The following is an 18152-nucleotide window of genomic DNA, read 5'->3' on the forward strand; positions in this document are numbered from 1 at the left end:
GAGCGATGAAGTTTTCTCTAGGGCCCGTATTATTTTATTGGCCAAAACAAACCATGCAGACATTTTACCAAACGGCCGCCGACAGTCGGGTCGACATTGTGTATCTTGGCGAAACGGTGTGCAGTAAACGCCGAGAGCTTAAGTTTGATGATTATATGGCGTTGGCCCACATGCTGCGCGAAGCGGGCAAGCAAGTGTGTCTATCAACCATGACCTTATTAGAAGCACCGTCAGAGTTACGTGAGCTTAAGCGCTATTGTGATAATGGCGACTTTCTCATTGAAGCTAATGACGTCGGGGCTATTGGCTTATTACACGAGCACCGTTTGCCCTTTATTTGTGGTGCTCCAGTTAGCATTTATAATGCACAGAGTTTGCATCATCTCCTAAGTTTAGGCATGCAACGTTGGGTAATGCCGGTAGAATTATCTCAAGATAACGTAAAAAAACTGCTGAATGATCCATTGTTACAGCCACAGCGCCATCGTTTTGAAACTGAACTGTTCGCCTTTGGCCATTTGCCGCTTGCTTGGTCAGCGCGCTGTTTTACCGCACGCTCTGAACAACGCTATAAAGATCAGTGCGAGTTGTGCTGTATTAAATATCCACAGGGGCGCAAAGTAACTAGCCAAGACGGCCAAGAAGTGTTTGTGCTCAATGGTATTCAGACCTTATCGGGCGCGCGCTATAACTTAATTAATCAACTGCCTCATTTAGGTAAAGAGGTAGATATAGTGCGCATTAGTCCTCAAAGTGAGGGCACTTTTGATTGGCTTAATAAATTTGTAAACAACCAAGATGGCAGTGCGCCACACCCGCTTGGCGCAGATGAGTGTAACGGGTATTGGTTACAGTTGGCCGGTATGGTGCGTGAGCCCAGTCTCGCTCGCTAACTAAAGCGGCTTATTGACGTTAATGCCGCTACGCGCACTCGCTAGCGGCATTATTGTATGCGACGGATTAAGCACGGCGTTTAATGCCTAATGAAGTTGTTTTCGTTACAATGGTGACTTCTTAAGTAAGAGTAACTTTTTTCATGAATAAACTTGGCTTTACTCGACTGCAACAGTCGCTCCAAGGGGGCTTTACCTTAACGCCTAAAGCTATTTTCCAAGAAGCTTGGGCGCGCATTTATGGGGCTAAGATGGCTCTTATTTTGGCTGCGCTGGGGGTAGCGGGCTGCTGGCTGGTACTCAGTCAATTATCGGTGCGCCTAGTGCCTGAACCAGACACAGCCTCTTGGCAATTAAGCGTATTTAATCTCATTATCACTATGGCGCTCGCGCCCATGACTGCGGCACTCGACATGCTAGGCATCTTTCGTGCCGTTGATAAGCCGGTGCGTGCTAATCAAATATTTAATTATTACGGCTACTTATTGCCCCTCGCCTTGGCAAGCTTATTAATGGGCTTTATTAGTGCTGGACTGATGTCTTTATTACCTTTGTTGGGTTTGCCGCCGGTATTATCGCTGGTGCCCATGCTATTACTCAGTGTGGCATTAATGTTTACTTATCCATTAATTCTAGAAAAAGGCTTAACGCCACTGGACGCTATTGCCACTTCTTTAAAACTATTTGCTCGCCAATGGCTGCAATTACTTGCCATTCAGCTGGTCTTTTTAGCGCTATTCATTATGGCTATATTAAGTTTAGGGCTGTTACTAATTTGGGTCGCCCCCTTATATATGGTGACTAAAGGCATTATCTATCGGGAAGTATGTGGTGTTGAAGGGCAAGTCGCCACTTCGTCTGCTTCTGCATTAAATAACAGCAAGGATAATTTTCAAGCATGAAGTTTGCTCTCATTTTACCTCTGATCGCCGTCTTTGCCTCAAGTACATTGCACGCCACCACCTTAGAAATGGACTATAGCGGCTTTTATAAATACATGGCTAAAGTAGATAAAGCCAAAGTAGAGCAAGCGCAGCTTGGATTTTATTTAAGCCGTTATGATGGCGAAGGGCTGTGTACCATAACCTCGGGGGCTATCTTGGTTGACGAAGAAGTTCGCGGCGAGGTTAATGTCTTAGCGCATGGTCAATTTACGCTAACCAAAGATAAAGAGCTGGATCTGGATAAGGCACGGGTGGTGCTAGAAGTAGTGGAAGATACCCAGTGTGATATTTCCATTCAAATTCAAGCTAATTTAGAACAGGGCACTACTAACATGGCCGCCTTGAGGGAGGTGGAAGCCGATATGTATCAGTTATTACAAACCATGGCTGGTTGGCCTGGTAAGTACTTTGTACCTGACTTGCAAGGCATTAAACTTAACCCTGCCCAGCCTGATACGTTAATACAAGGTGAAAATCAGCTTAAACTTAGTCAAAGTCAATTGGCTGAGTCAGGTCAGCTCGACTTGCCAAAGGTGCGCATTACTCCTTGGTTTTAATGACTTATGTAAGGGAAGGTAAATATTAAAAACCAGCTATCACTGGCTGGTTTTTAATGAGCTTGATAGAGAAAGAGTCGCTATTTAATCTCTACTATACTAAGGCGCTCTCCCAGATCATTAGTCTGCTCATCTACAAAGCGATGGGGTAATTCAGGTTTATCAAAGCCGAGATCCCCACCATCAATGATTCCTGACTCGCGGCTAATGTGTTTAAAGTCAAACTGTTCATTATCTAATAAGTGCGAGGGCACCACATTGCGCAGTGAACGAAACATACTTTCAATACGCCCAGGAAAACGCTGATCCCAGTCAGTTAACATCGCCTTAATGTTCTGGCGTTGTAGATTTTCTTGGGAGCCACACAAATTACAAGGAATAATAGGAAAGGCTTTAGCGTGAGCAAATTCAATAATGTCTTTTTCTTTACAATAGGCCAGCGGGCGAATAACCACATGCTGGCCGTTATCGCTCACTAATTTAGGTGGCATCGACTTCATAGTGCCGCCATAAAACATATTGAGCATAAGCGTTTCTAAAATATCATCGCGGTGGTGGCCAAGCGCAATTTTAGTGGCACCCAGCTCAGCCGCCGTACGATATAAAATAGCTCGGCGCAGTCGTGAGCATAATGCACAGGTGGTTTTACCAGCCTCGATTTTATCGGTCACTACCGAATAGGTATCTTCTTCTACTATCTTAAACTCTACGCCAAGCTCGGTGAGGTAAGTGGGCAATACCTGCTCGGGAAAACCGGGCTGCTTTTGATCCAAGTTAACGGCAATAATATCAAAATGGATAGGCGCACGACTTTTAAGATTAAGCAGTAAGTCTAGAAGGGCATAACTGTCTTTGCCGCCCGATAAGCACACCATGATCTTATCTTGGTCTTCAATCATATTGAAGTCAGCGATCGCTTGCCCCATATTATGGCGCAAGCGTTTTTGTAGTTTAGCGAAAGCCGCCGTTTCTAAAGGCGAAGTAGAAGTGGATGGCGCAGTCATAATAACCCCAGCAGAAAAACTGGGGTCATTATAGTGCTTGGCGCCATGAGGGCAAGATAACGAGAGGAATTAGGCTAATTTAGCCAACGAGCGAAGGCTCGCCACTCGCACGCATTACTAAAATATCGCAGCTAAGTTTATCGACTACTTGCTCAGCTGTATTACCTAATAAGGCGGCGGACAAACCGGTGCGACCGGCTGTTCCTAAAATCACTAAGCTGGCATTAATAAGCTCGGCGCAGTGAGGAATGACTTCTTCGGCTAAGCCTTCTTCAAGATGGAGCCGTTCAGGCGCCAGTGAAAAGCGCGCGCCATATTCCGCTAACGCTTTTTCATGCAGTTGTTTTACTGCGGCGTTATAGGCATTAGGATCAAAGTCTGGAAGCTCAAGAGCCATATTAACCGGTGTAAAAGGGTAGGCGTTAACCACATGCAGTTGGGCATTTAATAAACGCGCGACTTCGCCACTTTCGCTAATAATTTTATTGTTTAAGTTTACTTGCTCTTCATCTTCAACGGCACAGTTGATAGCGGCTAATACATTACCGCCCATCGGCCATTGGCGCTCTTTTACTAACAATACTGGGCAGGGGCATTTTCGTAGCAAATGCCAATCGGTGGGGGTAAAAATAAACGTCTGAATGGCACTGTGTTTGTGGCTACTCTTAACAACCAAATCGTGACCGGCATCCATAACCTGTTGAATAATGGCTTCAAAAGGGCGGCTATGCCATACCACTTCAAGGTGAAATTTAATATTGCCATCGTGGTAGGGCGCAACTAGCTCTTTTAGCCATTCTCGGCGCCCTTGTAATACTCCTTCGCGCATTTCTTGGCGTTCATTACTTGAGAGCATTGAGGTCATTTCATAAGAGAAATCATAAATAGGCATAAACAAAGTAATAGTAGCTTGCTGTTGCAAGGCCGCAACAGAGACCGCCCGATGTAGTGCAGGGTGCGTATCTGCTGTGGGATCAATAACCACTAAAATATGTTGATACTTAATCATAATATGCCCCTTATGTATGCTGCTCTGTGCTTTAAGCAGACTTAGTGGGTGCGCCGGCTAAGATGGCTAACTCGATGGCATCTAAGATGCGAATGTATTTGCCGTCCACTTCAATTAGCGCATTCTTTTGAAAGCGTCCTAATAATCGACTGACCGTTTCTACGGTTAAGCCTAAATAGTTACCGATATCGCCGCGCGTCATGGATAAGCGAAACTCTTTAGCAGAAAAGCCACGTTCAGAAAAGCGCGTTGACAGACCGTGTAAGAAAGAGGCGAGACGCTCTTCGGCGGTCTTTTTAGATAATAATAAAATCATCTGCTGATCGCCGTTAATTTCATTGCTCATTAAGCGCATAATTTGCTGGCGTAAGCGGGGCATTTTTCCTGATAAGTCATCGAGTACTTCATAAGGAATTTCACAAACCATGGCTGTTTCTAATGCTTGGGCAAAAGAAGGGTGATTACCACTATTAATAGCATCAAAGCCGATTAAATCCCCGGCGAGATGAAACGCGGTGATCTGCTCATCACCTTGCTCGGTAATGGTATAAGATTTTACGGTCCCAGCACGAATGGCATATAAAGACTTTAGCGGTTCGCCTGCTTTAAATAGCTCTTGGCCTTTTTGGATCGGCTTTTTACGCTCAATAATATTATCGAGTTTATCCAGCTCATCAGAGTTTAGCCCCAGCGGAATGCACAAGGGGCTGATGCTGCAATCTTGGCAACGGATTGCGCAACTGGTCGCCGCTTGTGTGATTTTTATTTGATTTGCCATAGCCCAACACTTTTGTGGTATCAATGCCTGAGCATAGCATCAAATAACAGGGCTTAATAGATTAGTAAAGTAAGCTTATGGCTTGGTAAAGCGTATAAAAACCATAAATAATCAGCACAATACCCGAAGTTTGACGAAAGCGTGGATGATTAAGCCAATGGCGTAATTGGCCTGCTAATCCGCCTAAGGCTAATAAAGTGGGCAAGGTACCTAGCCCAAATAAGGCCATTACCCGCGCGCCCTCAAGGGCGCCGCCAGAAACAGCGCTCCAAGTGAGTGCAGAGTAAACAAGCCCGCAGGGCAGCCAGCCCCAAATCATGCCAAAAGGAAAAGCCGCGACCGGATTTTTAAAAGGGATAAAACGCGCTGCATAAGGCTTAAGGTAGCGCCATAAGCCATTACCTAGTTTTTCTAGATGGAGTAAAAAAAACCACCAGCGCGCTAAATACAGCCCTAATAAAATCATCATGACGCCGGTTAATAAGCGAAAGATAATAAGGGCTTGCTTACCCATGCTCACTTCAGCAAGGCTGGCAAAGACCCCGCCTACCAGTGCTCCAGCAAGGCTATAACTTAAGATGCGCCCCGCGTTATAGCTGAGCAAATACAGCCATTGCCAGCGTCGATGCTCTTTTGGAATCGCCATCGAGAAAGCCGCCGCTACGCCACCGCACATAGCAATACAATGCCCAGCCCCTAAAAAGCCAATTAATAGTGCCGCCCATGCATCAAGCTGAGTGTTCATCTTGCTCCTTGTTCAGCGTTTTTCTGGACTCAGTAGAAGGGTGCTGAGTTTGGGCTTTTTGATGAGCAGAGTCATCGTCATCAAATAAAATATTACTGCCGTGGCGATCGAGATCTTCAAATTGATCACTTTTTACTGACCAAAAAAACAGCGCAATCGCAATCCCGACAAACACCATGGCTACCGGTATCATGAAATACCATACTTCTACGTCGTCTGTCATATGCGTGCCAGCCTTAATGAATTAGTCATGACAATGAGCGAGCTCACCGACATGCCCACCATGGCAAACCAAGGTGAAACATGGCCGGTGGCGGCTAAGGGTAAAATAATCAGGTTATACCCTAACGCCCAGCTAAAGTTTTGTTTGATCACCGCTCTACACCGCGCCGATACGTGGCGAGCCGTTAAAATATGGCGCAAATCATCGGCAAGTAGCAGCGCATCGGCACTGCTTTTAGCAATGTCGGTACCGCCCGCCATGGCGAACGACACATGGGCACCGGCCAGCACAGGGGCATCATTAATGCCATCACCTACCATTAAGCAGACTTCTGCGGCTTTATCGCGTTCGCGTAAATAATTAAGCTTATCGTCAGGGCTGGCATGTTTAACCAATTTATCGACTCCTAACTGACTCGCGACTCGCTCGGCTTGACCTGAGCTATCGCCGGTTAAAATGGTGGTGCTAATCCCTTGCTCACGACACTGGCTGATGAGCGCTTGTGCCTCCTCGCGCAGCGGATCCGCTAAGCTAAAGCGCGCTACCACTCCCGACTCATTGGCCAAATACACACTTAAGTCGGTGGTTTTTTCTAAAGGGGCAAGCCAAGCACCGCTGCCTAAGCGCCACTCTACGCCATCAATTATGCCAGTTACTCCTTGTCCTACTTGGTTGGTGCGCTGGCTTACACTTAAATTCGCATCATAAAAAGGACTAAAAGCGCGGGCAATAGGGTGCTCTGATTGAGTTTCTAGGGCCGCAGCAATACTCTTAGCTTGCGCTTCATCGAGCTCCCCCAACAGCTGGGTGTCGATTAAGCTAATTTCCCCCCGCGTTAAAGTGCCTGTTTTATCAAACACCATACGCGTGACTTTGGATAAGGTATCTAACACATGGGCACGGCGTACTAATACGCCAGAGCGACTTAAACGAGAGGTGGCCACCGTCAATGCAGTGGGTGTGGCTAAAGAAAGAGCACAAGGGCAGGTGGCCACTAATACCGATAGCATGATCCAAAAGGCTTTAGTTGAGTCTAATTGTAACCAGATTACGTAGGTTGCCAGTGTGACGATTAATAACGCCGCCACAAAATAGCGAGATAATTGATCGGCTAAAATAGCCACTTTTGGTTTTTCGGCCAGCGCATCATCTTGGGCACGTAAAATCTCTGATACGCGCGCATTGGCTAAATTGCGCAGCACTTTTAAGCGCAGTGGCGACTCAATATTAGTGGTACCGGCAAAAACGGTATCGCCCACATGGCGCAATACCGGTAAATGCTCACCCGTTAGCATGGACTCATCAATACTGGTACTGCCCTCAAGAATAAGGGCATCGGCAGGAATTTGACTTCCAGGGGCCACCAACACCACTTGCTCTGCTTGCAGCGTTTTTGCCGCTACCTCACTTTCACCCTCATCTGTTTCCACTCTTGCCAGCATAGGCACTAACAGTGTTAGGTTAGCGGTAGTTTCAGAGGCGCGGCGTTTAGCGCGCATCTCAAGAAATCGCCCCGTTAACAGCAAAAATGCAAACATGGACACGCATTCATAATACACATCACCGGTTCCGGTGACAGTGGCATAGACGGAGGCAATAAAAGCAAAAATCATCGCCATCGACACCGGTAAGTCCATGTTCAGTGCGCGATTTTTTAAGCCTCGCCATGCATTGCGATAAAAGGGCAGGGCAGAATAGCCCATCACCGGAATACACAACCACAGACTTATCCAGCGAAAATACGACACTAAACCCGCATCAGTATTAGGAAATAAGTCTTCATATAAGGCGATAGCCACCATCATGACCTGCATACTGGCGATGCCGGCCACGCCCATACGTAATAGATAAGCTTTTACTTCTTTATTATAAGCTTGCTCAAGTTGGTGGGGCTGAAACGGACGGGCTTGATAGCCAATACTGGTGAAGCCTGCCAAGACATTACTTAAGCTAGTGTGTTGCTCATCCCATCGCACTCGGGCGCGTTCAGTGGTGGTATTAACTTGTATTAATGCCACCCCTGGCAAACGGGATAAGTGGCGTTCGATCAGCCAAGCGCAAGCAGCACAACTGATGCCAGAGATCGACAGCTGTACTTCTTTAAGATTGTCTTTATCAATGACAAAGTCTTGTTGAATTTCGGCCAAGTCATAATGTTGGAGCACTTTAAGCTCATCGGGTACCGCATCGGCTTTAGGAGCCGGCGCCGATCTGTGCTGATAATAACTGGCCAAGCCGCAGTCGATAATGGTTTCAGCAACCGCTAAGCAACCTGGGCAGCAAAAAGGTTGAGCCACACCCTCTATGGTTAGCTCAAAGCGCTGACCACTGGGCAGCGCTTCACCGCAGTGAAAACAGCCATCCATCATTAGCTCCCTGCGTTAATCAGCAAAGGCTCGCTAATAGGCAAGTTAATGCGCTTTTGAATGCGCCACGTACCATCTGCGGCTTCAATTTGTAAATTCCATGGTCCATCAATTAAAGGCGTGTCTAATCGAGCACGATAGACGCCTGAGGCATCTGTGGTCATAAATAACAAATGATCTTCTTTCTCAAGGGTAGGGTGAGTAAAGTTAACCCGTATTCCTTCCCCCGCCTTGTGTGCACCATCGAGCTTAATGGTGACTTGTTCATCTTGATAAGATAGGTGAGCCAGCATTTTTAACTCTGCGGCCCGTTTAAGCTCGGTTAAGTCCTTATTATATGCGCGTCCTTTTTTATAGTAGTCATCCACTACCATAGAGTCAGCTCCTGAACTGGCTAAGTAAAAAGTATATAAACTTGCAGACACTGCACACAGAGGCAGGACTATCAAAAACCAAGGCCAGAACTGTTGGTACCAATGACGTTGCATAATTAATTCCTACTACAAAAAAGGAAAGGCGGAGCTCTTGACCCCAGGGACAATATAACAAAAAAAGCCCCGGCAAGCGGGGCTTTTTTATAACAAAGCCCGAGGGCCTTACTTATCGTTTCTTAGGCTATACACATAGGCAGACAATAATTGAATTTTGTCTTCACCTAAAATGTCTTTCCAAGCTGGCATTACACCATGACGGCCGTGGCGAATAGTATCTTCAATCGCGGCACGTGAGCCCCCATATAACCAAATTTCATCGGTTAAATTAGGAGCACCCATGGCGATGTTACCAGTACCATCTGCACCATGACAGGAGGCACATACTGCAAAGCGAGCTTCACCTTTTTGTGCTTCAACTGGGTCAACTTTACGACCAGACAGGCTTAACACATAGGTAGTCACTTCACGTACGCCATCTTCACCGAGTGCATCACCCCAAGCAGGCATTACACCGCTTCGGCCATTGCGCAAGGTAGCCACAATGTGCTCTGGCTCGCCACCATATAACCAATCATCATCAGTTAAGTTAGGGAAGCCAGTACCACCACGCGCATTAGAGCCATGACACTGAGCACAAGTTTGCAAGAATAGACGCTGGCCCACTTTCACCACTTCGTCATTTTGTGCAAGGTCAGGAATCGGCAGATAGTTAGCATCTTTATCCGCTTGGATCAGTTGCTCAATCTTCTTACGCTTCTTCGCACCTTCCAACTTAGCAAACTTGCTTGCATCTAAGTCTTGTTCTGTTTTTGGTGTGTAGCCTGCTGGGAAAATTAATTCACGAAACTTTGCACCAAATACTTCGTCGGCTTTGATCATTTCACGGTCGTACTGCACAAACAGCTCGTCTTCACGGGCCTTATCGGCAGCCTCATTATATTCGTGTAATGAACGTACATCCTGGTTAGAACTGGTCCAGCCTAATAAGCCTTTAAAGTTACCTAAACCTGGATATAGCGCCAAGTAAATCAAGGAGAACACCACCATGAAAATGAACAAATAGCTCCACCACTTTGGTAAAGGGTTGTTCAATTCGGTAATGCCATCATAGGAGTGGCCAGTAGGTGCACCATCTTCCATGCCCATTTTATCGCGAGTACACCAAATCAGCAGACCTAAACAACCAAAAATGGTGCCCAAGCTGATGATGGTGACAAATACACTCAAAAAAGTATTCATTCTTTATTAGCTCCTGCGCGATCCTGCTCAGTCCTTAGAGAGGCACTACTCAGCTTTTCTTCATCTTCATCGAAAATGGAGTGGGCTATCGCATCAAATTTATCTTTACGTCGTCTGCCGTATGCCCACCAAACTAGGCCAATAAACATGACAAACAGCAATAAAGTTTGATAGCCAATAAGAGTAGGTTTTATTGCTTCCAAGGCACTGAAATCCATAATCGACTCCGGTTATTTAAGGGCGTGGCCCAACGATTGCAGATAAGCGACCATAGCGTCTAACTCAGACTTGCCTTTAACAGCAGCCTCGGCGCCTGCAATGTCCGCATCGGTGTAAGGCACGCCAAACTTATCGCGGAATAAACGCAATTTAGCTTCGGTGTCTTTACCATCCAGGATATTGGTCTCTAACCATGGGAACGCAGGCATATTTGACTCAGGCACCACGTTACGTGGGTTAATCAAGTGCACACGATGCCAGTCATCAGAGTAACGACCGCCCACACGGGCCAGATCAGGACCAGTACGCTTAGAACCCCACAGGAAAGGGTGCTCCCAAACGTGTTCGCCAGCTAACGAGTATTGACCATAACGCTCAGTTTCAGCACGGAATGGACGGATCATTTGGCTGTGACACACGTGGCATCCATCGCGGATGTAGAGGTCACGACCTTCCATTTCCAACGCCGTATAAGGGCGCAGACCCTCTAACGGTTCGTTTGTTTGCTGCTGAAAAAACTGGGGAATAATCTCCACCAAACCACCAAAGCTAATGGCAATGACGGTAAAAATGATCAACCAAGTGGTATTAGTTTCGACCAACTCGTGACGATTATTAGGGTTTTTCATTAACTCGTCTCCTTATGCCGGTTGAGGAATGGCTTGCAATGAGCCCTTAGGCGCATTGATGGTACGGTAGGCGTTATAAGCCATCAGTATCATACCGGTTAAGAAGAAGCAGCCGCCTAAGAAACGTACAAAGTAGAACGGATACGAAGCTTGTAGACTTTCAACAAAGCTGTAAGTCAAGGTGCCATCGTCGTTCACTGCACGCCACATTAGACCTTGCATAACACCACTGATCCACATAGATACGATGTACAACACAGTACCAATAGTGGCCAACCAGAAGTGCGTATTAATGAGCTTAACGCTGTACATGCGTGCTTGACCGAACAAGTTCGGGATCAAGTGATACACAGCACCAATTGAGATCATGGCCACCCAGCCTAATGCGCCTGAGTGTACGTGACCTACAGTCCAGTCAGTGTAGTGAGACAAAGCGTTTACGGTTTTGATTGCCATCATTGGGCCTTCAAAGGTAGACATGCCGTAGAACGACAAGGATACGATCAAAAAGCGCAAGATAGGGTCATAGCGTAATTTATGCCAAGCACCAGACAAGGTCATAATACCGTTAATCATGCCGCCCCAAGAAGGAACAAACAGGATCAAAGACATCACCATACCCAAAGACTGAGCCCAGTCGGGGAGGGCGGTGTAGTGCAAATGGTGTGAGCCTGCCCAGATATAAAGGGTGATCAGCGCCCAAAAGTGCACGATAGACAAACGATAGGAATAAACTGGACGGCCAGCTTGCTTAGGAACGAAGTAATACATCATACCTAAGAAACCTGCAGTCAGTAGGAAACCTACGGCGTTATGACCGTACCACCACTGGATCATCGCATCTGCAGCACCGGCATACATAGAGTAAGACTTCATGGCGCTCACTGGAACGGCCATGCTGTTTACAATGTGCAAGACGGCAATAGTAAGAATGAAACCACCATAGAACCAGTTAGCTACATAAATGTGCGACGTTGCACGCTTATAAAGCGTCCCGAAGAACACGGTAGCGTACGCAACCCACACCACAGTAATGGCAATATCAATCGGCCATTCCAGTTCGGCGTATTCTTTGGTGGAGGTATATCCTAGTGGCAAAGAAATAATTGCCGAAAGGATAATTAACTGCCAACCCCAAAATACAAACGACGCCAGTTTTCCACCATAGAGGCGAACCTGACAGGTGCGTTGTACTACGTAAAAAGACGTCCCCATTAGCGCACTTACACCAAACGCAAAGATAACCGCATTCGTATGTAAAGGACGCAGGCGGCTATAAGTTAGCCAAGGCGTTTCAAAGTTAAGAGCAGGCCAAATTAGTTGTGCTGCAATTAGCACACCTATAGACATGCCCACAATGCCCCAGATCACGGTCATGACCGTAAACTGGCGAACTACAGTGTAATTGTAGTTTGGTTGATTATTAGTTTGACTCATCGTTATAGTTCCGCTTCCACTGCTGTTATTCAGGTCTGTGATCGTTAAAATGAACACTTCGGAAGAATTGTTGAAGACAACTGCTTATTTATTTTAATGGCCGCCTAAGCTCACACCACTCTATTAACTTGTTGTTAACAATGAGAATCGAGAAGTGGGAAGCCCTTGGTTGCACGAGGAGGATGATAAAGGACTGGCTTAAAAAATAACAGTATAAACGGTAATATCGTTACTACTTAACTGACTAACTTGGCATATGCAAAACTGCTTTGATCAAGATCAATAATGGTCACACTTTGTGCACAACACAGGAATGGAAAAGCCATGAGAGAGCGTCTTACCGGCCCCAAACTCGGTCAAATTTTCGTCGTATTGCTGATTCTAGCGGGCGCTTTTTTTTATAAAACGTATAAAAATGAAGAAAAAGCTCCTGAAAAGGGGAATTCTATTAATCAATTATGTGACATAGCTCACACTGAGTGTGAGCAGGTTGTGGAAGATTTAACCGCCACCGCGTGGATTTCGAGCACAGATTTAGCACCTGAAACGCCTTTTACCCTCAATATTCGCTTCTCAGAGCCAGATGTTAAATTGTTAAAAAGTCGCTTAGAAGGGCACAGCATGTACATGGGAACCTTGCCGGCTTTATTAGAAGAACAAACACCTAACCATTGGAAAGGGCAAGTGTTAGTGGGAGCTTGCACCGAGCGGGAAATGATGTGGGCTTGGAAATTAGATGTCGAACACCGAGGTGAAATCCAACAGTTAACCTTTCTTTTTGAAGTGACACGCTAGGGTGTGAGGGGGGGCGCGAGGCAAGTATAAATTGGTGTCTTAAGTCGCTGTAGATAAAAATGTTAGATAGGAGGGAGGTACTCAGTAAAATGACGCCACTTTTTAGAAAGCGGCTTTTACACTTACTATTCACACTTTAAGGTTAATGCCGATAACTGTATTTATCGGCACTAGATAACATGAAGTTTTGCTTCAGTAATCATCAGAGAATTTATGACTGTATTCGCCGTGCCGCTTTTTGACGCTCCCCAATACCTTGAAGAGGGAAATAGCCAAGTTAACCAACATATTGCAGAGTTAACGCTGACTGTCGTACCCGATGCGGCCTTTATCTATGAACACGCCATGGATTGGCTGCTAGAAAGTCGCTTTAATGACAATAACTATAAAAGCTATCGCTCTGAGCTCACCACCTTTTTGCATTGGTGTTTTGATGTTGCTCAGAGCTCGCCGCTTAACTTAACGCGCAATAGCATGAATCAATATGTGCAATATTGTTTAGCGCCGCCTAAAGAGTTAATTGCCTATCGTAATGTGGCGCAATTTGTTCTTAATAAAGAGTGGATGGAGCGCTTACCTAATCCGTTGTGGCGGCCCTTTCTTGGCAAGAAGCAAGAAGGGGTAGAACTTGCTTATCGTATGACAGACGCCACCTTAAAAACCAAACTGGCTATTTTGTCTTCCTTTTATAGCTACTTAATTAATGAAGAAATCACCGAGCGTAATCCTGCCGTACTATGGATGCGCCATAGCCGGTTTGGCTCACAGCCCACCCTAGTAGCCGGGCTAGATGAGGCTGATGAAATTCGCGTATTCAGTGATTTACAATGGTCCTATGTAATGAGCACCGCACGCACACTGGCTGAGCAAGAGCCACAACGCCATCAACGCACTTTATTTTTAGTCGCGCTCATGTATGGCTGCTATTTACGTATTTCTGAAGTGGCGGCCAGGCCGGGTTTTGCACCGGTAATGAGTCAATTTCGCCGCGATAGTCATACCGGCATTTGGAGCTTTCATATTCCGGTGAGTAAAGGGGGTAAAAAACGCAGCGTCGCGGTATCTCGGGAATTACTTAGCGAGCTGAAAAGCTATCGCATCAGTTTAAAGTTATCACCCTTACCCAGTCCCACTGAAGCAACGCCGCTCTTTATTCGTCATAAAGCGGCGGGGCGAGGTCGTGATCAAGGCTTATTAAATGCCAATCTGGGGGTTCGACAACTGCGTGACTTACTTAATGAGTTAATAAAGTGCGCAGCTGATAAGGCTGCTGAAGACGGCTTTGAATATGATGGCACTGTTATGCGCAGCCTCACAGTACACAGTATTCGCCATACCGGTATTACCCATGATATTAATTTAAATGGCCGACCCCTGTCACACGTACAAGCCGATGCGGGGCATGACAGCATAGATACCACTTCGCAATATTTACATACCGGTCAAATTGAGCGCCATGAAAGTGCGGCTAACAAGCGTCTTGACCGATTGCAGGAGCAATAGCAGTGATCACTATGGTGGGGTTTTGTATGAAAAACGCCCAATATTATTTAATAAGATTTGACGAGCGCCTTGACTGTGCGTAGAGTTTGGGCTGCACAGAGTTTCAAGTTAGCGCGGTATTTGCACTTCCTTTCTTTGATATTTTTTGCATTTTCGAGCCCTCGCTCATCACTTAAATTAAGGTAGTTCACATGGCTAACGGCACAGTAAAATGGTTTAACGAAGCAAAAGGTTTTGGTTTTATCACTCCTGAAGATGGCGGCAAAGACTTGTTCGCACATTTTTCTGAAATCGTAGGTAGTGGTTTCAAAACCTTGGCAGAAGGCCAAGCAGTATCTTACACCGCAACTGAGGGTGCTAAAGGTCCTCAAGCTTCACAAATTCAAGCTATCTAATTATCTTGAGTCAAAAGATACATCAAACCCGCTGCGGCGGGTTTTTTATTGGTTAAAATCCTAAACGGGTGCTTTTAACTCTTGCTCTGCTATTTGGGTTGCTACACAGGGCACAAAGGCGTGGCTGACCTTATCTTTAACGACGAACCAGACGGCGTTAAGGATTCGCGTTTATTGCGAGATTAATACTCAAAGCAGAACTAAAGCGTTACGCTTACATAAAGTGCCACACAATAGCGCTAAGTAATGAACAAGATAGTTATTATTAAACTGGCCATCACTGCCAGCAAATACCTCAACACTAACCACGCAGTAAAATAGAGAGAATAGGTCAGTATCGTTCATCCGTTAATATCCTATTTAACATAATATACATTATGCGAAGTGTTGTTTGTTATAGAAGGACGGCTATTGCAGCTATTTTAATAATGTTTATCCAAATTGCCGTTGATGAGCTTTCTTGCGCTTTAGATAATCTTGATCGGCGCGAATTTTATCCCAGTATGTTTTAAAAATTTGTGCCGCCTGCGCTTTCTGATTATCGATGTTGCGTTCTTTAATGCTGCCATCCTCATTATATTTACGACCGCCTGGATAATTTGCATAGCGGCGTGCTCGGGTGTAACCCATTTGAATAAATTTACGCGCCATGTCCATACCCACAAAGTCATCGTGCTCACGATACTCTTCAAACATGGCATAGATGGTTTGCGCAGAAATTTGTGCAAGCTCTGGCGTCTTAAATCGCCAATGGCCTAAGATTTCACTTTTATAAGGCTCCACCAATAACACGCCTTGTTCACCTCGGCCGACTTTATAAAGCTCTGGCTGCTCGCGTAAATTTAGCGTGCTGTAATCTAAGTCATAATTAAATGCCATTAAGTTTCCTTTATGTGAACTGCATTTATTTAAATCATAGCTGAGCTAAAAATCACATATACTCGTTTCATACTTAACATCCAGTCAAAGGCGCTTTTTATGGATTATCGAACGGTGATTGAGCTTACTGGCTTTTTTAAAGATGCCTTCAATCAAGTACTTGAAGAGATAGAATTGTTGCTAGAAGAAATGCCGTCCGGTCGCCAAGAAGTGATTGCCCAGCTAAAGCACAATCTGAGCTTAGAAGATGGCACGCTGCAGCTGGGCTTAGAAGGCGCCAATAAGCAGGAAAAGCCCTTGGTAGTAGAAATGCTAACGGTCGCTCTGGCCGGTGCTAAAGAAATGGCCAAAGCCGAAGATGACACTGCTGAGCTTAAGCGGCTTGTAAAATACGAACAGACTTTTACCTTGTTTAAAAATACCAATACCTGGGACACCTCTATTATCGAGCACGCCGATGACGGTGATGAGTAAGACCAGTAAAACCAAGTATTAATCGCGCATATAACTAAGTAAAAGGCGCTGCAAGACACCAGCGCCCTGCTCTGTTTTTAATTATTCTTGATCGAAATTAACCTTTTTTTGTTCACGAATATAAGTAGGAATTTCGATTAAGTCTTTGTCTTCAAAGTCAATTCTCGCCGTGCTAGCGACTCGCCGATGTTGTTCTTGGGATAGCGCCTGTTGTAATTCTTCTGAAGTGATACCAAAGATCTTACCCGCCACCATTAAGCCATTAATAAAGCTCTTTGCCTGCGCGCGCTCTGCAGCAGACTGGCTTATATCGGCAAAATAATCTCTAAATGAGGCTCGCAGGTACTCTAAGTATTCTTGTTTATGATCCATCGTGTGTGCTCCTTGCTGAGAGGGTTTTTAGTTTTCGCCATTTTTTATAATTAGAACTGAATTTTTATAACTTAACGCTGTGTTTCTATAACTCAACATTATGCCTGTTGAGTTTTGCCCATGCCTTTGATCAGCATATCAAACACTAAACTGGCAATGCCCTTAGCTACCAGATCGCTCGATAGCGCTTTCATTGCCATGGCGTTGTGGGTGTCCATACTGTCGATAATGGCAGTTTGAATAGCTTCTGGGAACTGGCCAAGCATCGCTTGTTCTTTGCTGTTGTTGTTAACCTGATCCATGGCCACTTCATTTTCAGAGACTTTGCCCATTATGGTATTGGCATAGTTGAGCATATCGTTTTCTGATAAGCCATCTTCAATAAACAGGTCATTCATGCGCTCGATAATCTCATTGAGCAGTTCAGTTTTAGGGTCTTTTGGGATTGCACCGCCCCTTCTTTGGACGGATCTAAATAGTGCGGTTGGTCTTCACCGATTTTATACCCTAACTGCAAGTCTGCTTCTCGTTGCTCGTGCAAGCGGTAATGGGTCATCACCACATCACTCAAGTCTACGCCCTGCTCTGTTAAATCTAGGCGTAATATGAGATACAAATGTTTGGCGAAGATGCTGAGTTTTTCTAGTTCTAGATCGTTAAAGTCGACGATTTGCGAGCTAAATTCGTAGAAACTAGGAAAAGAAAGTAAGTCCTTCTTAAACACATCCAGAATGTCTCTGGCTTCTTTGGCGTGTTTAACGCTGTTTTCACAGAATTTTACTGCCTTATCACTGCGCTCGATCCTGGCCTTAGCAAGCTCAGCCTGAGCACTTTCTAGCACCTGTGTGGCTTCTTTATAACGCAGCGTAAAACGATCCAGCGCAGGTTTACACAGGTTAGCCAGTTTCGCTTGATTAGCTTGTTTGCTGTTATAGGCCTTGCGATTTACTCGCGCTATCATGCCGGCGTTATGGTCAAACTGATAAATGGTATCTTGTAGCTGACTGTCCAACACGGTGCGGTCAGTGAACACAATCACTGAGTCAAACACCTTATCACCCACTTTTTTACCTAGCTCAGGGTGGTCGCGCTCGATAGACGGAGAAGTGTAGTGCTTTGAAGCGAGTTGATGCGATAGCCAAGCAAATGTTGGAGTCTCTTCTTTAGTAGGCTATCGCATTTCGCCGAAGGCGGAACCGAAAAATCTTGTTTGTCATACAAGAACATTCTTTTTGTTGCGCTTGGCCTTAGGCGTTC

The 18152-nt window shown here is 45.5% G+C and carries 22 protein-coding genes; 7 read left to right on the forward strand and 15 right to left on the reverse strand.

The window, feature by feature from the left end; translation table 11 throughout:
- The first annotated feature begins 5 nt into the window (after window positions 1-5).
- The 3 genes from CBP12_RS03370 to CBP12_RS03380 all read left to right on the forward strand — a co-directional run bounded on the left by CBP12_RS03370 (window position 6) and on the right by CBP12_RS03380 (window position 2394).
- A complete protein-coding gene (locus CBP12_RS03370; RefSeq protein WP_086962953.1) occupies window positions 6-893 on the forward strand; it encodes a U32 family peptidase in 888 nt (295 codons plus the stop codon).
- Between the two features lie 143 nt (window positions 894-1036).
- Window positions 1037-1795 (forward strand): hypothetical protein, encoded by a 759-nt coding sequence (locus CBP12_RS03375; RefSeq protein WP_086962956.1) that lies wholly within the window; start codon window positions 1037-1039, stop codon window positions 1793-1795.
- Window positions 1792-2394, forward strand: coding sequence for a DUF2987 domain-containing protein (locus tag CBP12_RS03380; RefSeq protein ID WP_086962959.1), 603 nt, complete (start codon window positions 1792-1794; stop codon window positions 2392-2394). The genes CBP12_RS03375 and CBP12_RS03380 overlap by 4 nt, the downstream gene beginning before the upstream one ends.
- 80 nt (window positions 2395-2474) lie before the next feature.
- On the opposite strand, the gene ttcA is transcribed toward CBP12_RS03380, so the two are convergent.
- The 11 genes from ttcA to ccoN form a co-directional block, all read right to left on the reverse strand.
- Entirely contained in the window at window positions 2475-3398 is a 924-nt protein-coding gene (gene ttcA, locus CBP12_RS03385) for a tRNA 2-thiocytidine(32) synthetase TtcA (RefSeq protein WP_086962961.1), read from the reverse strand.
- A gap of 79 nt (window positions 3399-3477) precedes the next feature.
- Window positions 3478-4407 carry a universal stress protein UspE gene (gene uspE, locus CBP12_RS03390; RefSeq protein WP_086962963.1) on the reverse strand — a complete coding sequence of 310 codons (930 nt, stop codon included), beginning with the start codon at window positions 4405-4407 and terminating at the stop codon, window positions 3478-3480.
- 31 nt (window positions 4408-4438) lie between these two features.
- A complete protein-coding gene (locus tag CBP12_RS03395) occupies window positions 4439-5185 on the reverse strand; it encodes an FNR family transcription factor (RefSeq protein ID WP_086962965.1) in 747 nt (248 codons plus the stop codon).
- A 61-nt stretch (window positions 5186-5246) separates the two neighbouring features.
- A complete protein-coding gene (locus CBP12_RS03400) occupies window positions 5247-5930 on the reverse strand; it encodes a sulfite exporter TauE/SafE family protein (protein ID WP_086962967.1) in 684 nt (227 codons plus the stop codon).
- The gene (gene ccoS / locus CBP12_RS03405; protein ID WP_086962968.1) at window positions 5914-6153 is read right to left on the reverse strand and encodes a cbb3-type cytochrome oxidase assembly protein CcoS; all 240 of its coding nucleotides are present in this window, start codon (window positions 6151-6153) and stop codon (window positions 5914-5916) included. The genes CBP12_RS03400 and ccoS overlap by 17 nt, the downstream gene beginning before the upstream one ends.
- Window positions 6150-8519: a heavy metal translocating P-type ATPase gene (locus CBP12_RS03410; RefSeq protein WP_086962970.1), complete on the reverse strand. Its 2370-nt coding sequence runs from the start codon at window positions 8517-8519 to the stop codon at window positions 6150-6152. The genes ccoS and CBP12_RS03410 overlap by 4 nt, the downstream gene beginning before the upstream one ends.
- 2 nt (window positions 8520-8521) lie before the next feature.
- Complete coding sequence (locus CBP12_RS03415; RefSeq protein WP_086962972.1) at window positions 8522-9007, reverse strand: FixH family protein; 486 nt, start codon at window positions 9005-9007, stop codon at window positions 8522-8524.
- Window positions 9008-9115: 108 nt separating this feature from the next.
- Window positions 9116-10192, reverse strand: a complete 1077-nt coding sequence (gene ccoP, locus CBP12_RS03420; RefSeq protein WP_086962974.1) for a cytochrome-c oxidase, cbb3-type subunit III — start codon at window positions 10190-10192, stop codon at window positions 9116-9118.
- The gene (locus CBP12_RS03425) at window positions 10189-10410 is read right to left on the reverse strand and encodes a cbb3-type cytochrome oxidase subunit 3 (RefSeq protein ID WP_086962976.1); all 222 of its coding nucleotides are present in this window, start codon (window positions 10408-10410) and stop codon (window positions 10189-10191) included. The genes ccoP and CBP12_RS03425 overlap by 4 nt, the downstream gene beginning before the upstream one ends.
- A gap of 12 nt (window positions 10411-10422) precedes the next feature.
- Entirely contained in the window at window positions 10423-11040 is a 618-nt protein-coding gene (gene ccoO / locus CBP12_RS03430; protein ID WP_086962977.1) for a cytochrome-c oxidase, cbb3-type subunit II, read from the reverse strand.
- Window positions 11041-11052: 12 nt separating this feature from the next.
- Window positions 11053-12477: a cytochrome-c oxidase, cbb3-type subunit I gene (ccoN, locus tag CBP12_RS03435; protein ID WP_086962979.1), complete on the reverse strand. Its 1425-nt coding sequence runs from the start codon at window positions 12475-12477 to the stop codon at window positions 11053-11055.
- 324 nt (window positions 12478-12801) lie between these two features.
- Between ccoN and CBP12_RS03440 the strand changes: the two genes are divergently transcribed.
- The 3 genes from CBP12_RS03440 (at window position 12802) to CBP12_RS03450 (ending at window position 15170) form a co-directional block, all read left to right on the forward strand.
- Entirely contained in the window at window positions 12802-13272 is a 471-nt protein-coding gene (locus CBP12_RS03440) for a hypothetical protein (protein ID WP_086962980.1), read from the forward strand.
- 213 nt (window positions 13273-13485) lie between these two features.
- Window positions 13486-14775 (forward strand): tyrosine-type recombinase/integrase, encoded by a 1290-nt coding sequence (locus CBP12_RS03445; RefSeq protein ID WP_086962981.1) that lies wholly within the window; start codon window positions 13486-13488, stop codon window positions 14773-14775.
- A gap of 191 nt (window positions 14776-14966) precedes the next feature.
- Window positions 14967-15170, forward strand: a complete 204-nt coding sequence (locus CBP12_RS03450) for a cold-shock protein (protein WP_086962983.1) — start codon at window positions 14967-14969, stop codon at window positions 15168-15170.
- 432 nt (window positions 15171-15602) lie between these two features.
- Here the strand turns inward: CBP12_RS03450 and CBP12_RS03455 are convergent, their stop codons facing one another.
- On the reverse strand, window positions 15603-16049 hold the full coding sequence (locus tag CBP12_RS03455) for a DUF4385 domain-containing protein (protein WP_086962985.1): 447 nt from the start codon (window positions 16047-16049) through the stop codon (window positions 15603-15605).
- A gap of 99 nt (window positions 16050-16148) precedes the next feature.
- Here CBP12_RS03455 and CBP12_RS03460 point away from each other — a divergent pair, with 99 nt between their 5' ends.
- Complete coding sequence (locus CBP12_RS03460; RefSeq protein WP_086962987.1) at window positions 16149-16523, forward strand: hypothetical protein; 375 nt, start codon at window positions 16149-16151, stop codon at window positions 16521-16523.
- A gap of 81 nt (window positions 16524-16604) precedes the next feature.
- Here the strand turns inward: CBP12_RS03460 and CBP12_RS03465 are convergent, their stop codons facing one another.
- The 3 genes from CBP12_RS03465 to CBP12_RS13520 form a co-directional block, all read right to left on the reverse strand.
- The gene (locus CBP12_RS03465; protein ID WP_086962989.1) at window positions 16605-16895 is read right to left on the reverse strand and encodes a hypothetical protein; all 291 of its coding nucleotides are present in this window, start codon (window positions 16893-16895) and stop codon (window positions 16605-16607) included.
- A gap of 98 nt (window positions 16896-16993) precedes the next feature.
- A complete protein-coding gene (locus tag CBP12_RS13515) occupies window positions 16994-17293 on the reverse strand; it encodes a hypothetical protein (protein ID WP_198341846.1) in 300 nt (99 codons plus the stop codon).
- Window positions 17290-17934, reverse strand: a complete 645-nt coding sequence (locus tag CBP12_RS13520) for a hypothetical protein (RefSeq protein WP_198341847.1) — start codon at window positions 17932-17934, stop codon at window positions 17290-17292. The genes CBP12_RS13515 and CBP12_RS13520 overlap by 4 nt, the downstream gene beginning before the upstream one ends.
- Window positions 17935-18152: the final 218 nt, after the last annotated feature.

This window comes from Oceanisphaera avium (assembly GCF_002157875.1).
Lineage (GTDB): Bacteria > Pseudomonadota > Gammaproteobacteria > Enterobacterales > Aeromonadaceae > Oceanimonas > Oceanimonas avium.

Coding starts and splice junctions, on each gene's coding strand:
- CBP12_RS03370 (WP_086962953.1), top strand. CDS start 6: ATGAAGTTTTCTCTAGGGCCCGTATTATTTTATTGGCCAAAACAAACC.
- CBP12_RS03375 (WP_086962956.1), top strand. CDS start 1,037: ATGAATAAACTTGGCTTTACTCGACTGCAACAGTCGCTCCAAGGGGGC.
- CBP12_RS03380 (WP_086962959.1), top strand. CDS start 1,792: ATGAAGTTTGCTCTCATTTTACCTCTGATCGCCGTCTTTGCCTCAAGT.
- ttcA (WP_086962961.1), bottom strand. CDS start 3,398: ATGACTGCGCCATCCACTTCTACTTCGCCTTTAGAAACGGCGGCTTTC.
- uspE (WP_086962963.1), bottom strand. CDS start 4,407: ATGATTAAGTATCAACATATTTTAGTGGTTATTGATCCCACAGCAGAT.
- CBP12_RS03395 (WP_086962965.1), bottom strand. CDS start 5,185: ATGGCAAATCAAATAAAAATCACACAAGCGGCGACCAGTTGCGCAATC.
- CBP12_RS03400 (WP_086962967.1), bottom strand. CDS start 5,930: ATGAACACTCAGCTTGATGCATGGGCGGCACTATTAATTGGCTTTTTA.
- ccoS (WP_086962968.1), bottom strand. CDS start 6,153: ATGACAGACGACGTAGAAGTATGGTATTTCATGATACCGGTAGCCATG.
- CBP12_RS03410 (WP_086962970.1), bottom strand. CDS start 8,519: ATGGATGGCTGTTTTCACTGCGGTGAAGCGCTGCCCAGTGGTCAGCGC.
- CBP12_RS03415 (WP_086962972.1), bottom strand. CDS start 9,007: ATGCAACGTCATTGGTACCAACAGTTCTGGCCTTGGTTTTTGATAGTC.
- ccoP (WP_086962974.1), bottom strand. CDS start 10,192: ATGAATACTTTTTTGAGTGTATTTGTCACCATCATCAGCTTGGGCACC.
- CBP12_RS03425 (WP_086962976.1), bottom strand. CDS start 10,410: ATGGATTTCAGTGCCTTGGAAGCAATAAAACCTACTCTTATTGGCTAT.
- ccoO (WP_086962977.1), bottom strand. CDS start 11,040: ATGAAAAACCCTAATAATCGTCACGAGTTGGTCGAAACTAATACCACT.
- ccoN (WP_086962979.1), bottom strand. CDS start 12,477: ATGAGTCAAACTAATAATCAACCAAACTACAATTACACTGTAGTTCGC.
- CBP12_RS03440 (WP_086962980.1), top strand. CDS start 12,802: ATGAGAGAGCGTCTTACCGGCCCCAAACTCGGTCAAATTTTCGTCGTA.
- CBP12_RS03445 (WP_086962981.1), top strand. CDS start 13,486: ATGACTGTATTCGCCGTGCCGCTTTTTGACGCTCCCCAATACCTTGAA.
- CBP12_RS03450 (WP_086962983.1), top strand. CDS start 14,967: ATGGCTAACGGCACAGTAAAATGGTTTAACGAAGCAAAAGGTTTTGGT.
- CBP12_RS03455 (WP_086962985.1), bottom strand. CDS start 16,049: ATGGCATTTAATTATGACTTAGATTACAGCACGCTAAATTTACGCGAG.
- CBP12_RS03460 (WP_086962987.1), top strand. CDS start 16,149: ATGGATTATCGAACGGTGATTGAGCTTACTGGCTTTTTTAAAGATGCC.
- CBP12_RS03465 (WP_086962989.1), bottom strand. CDS start 16,895: ATGGATCATAAACAAGAATACTTAGAGTACCTGCGAGCCTCATTTAGA.
- CBP12_RS13515 (WP_198341846.1), bottom strand. CDS start 17,293: ATGAATGACCTGTTTATTGAAGATGGCTTATCAGAAAACGATATGCTC.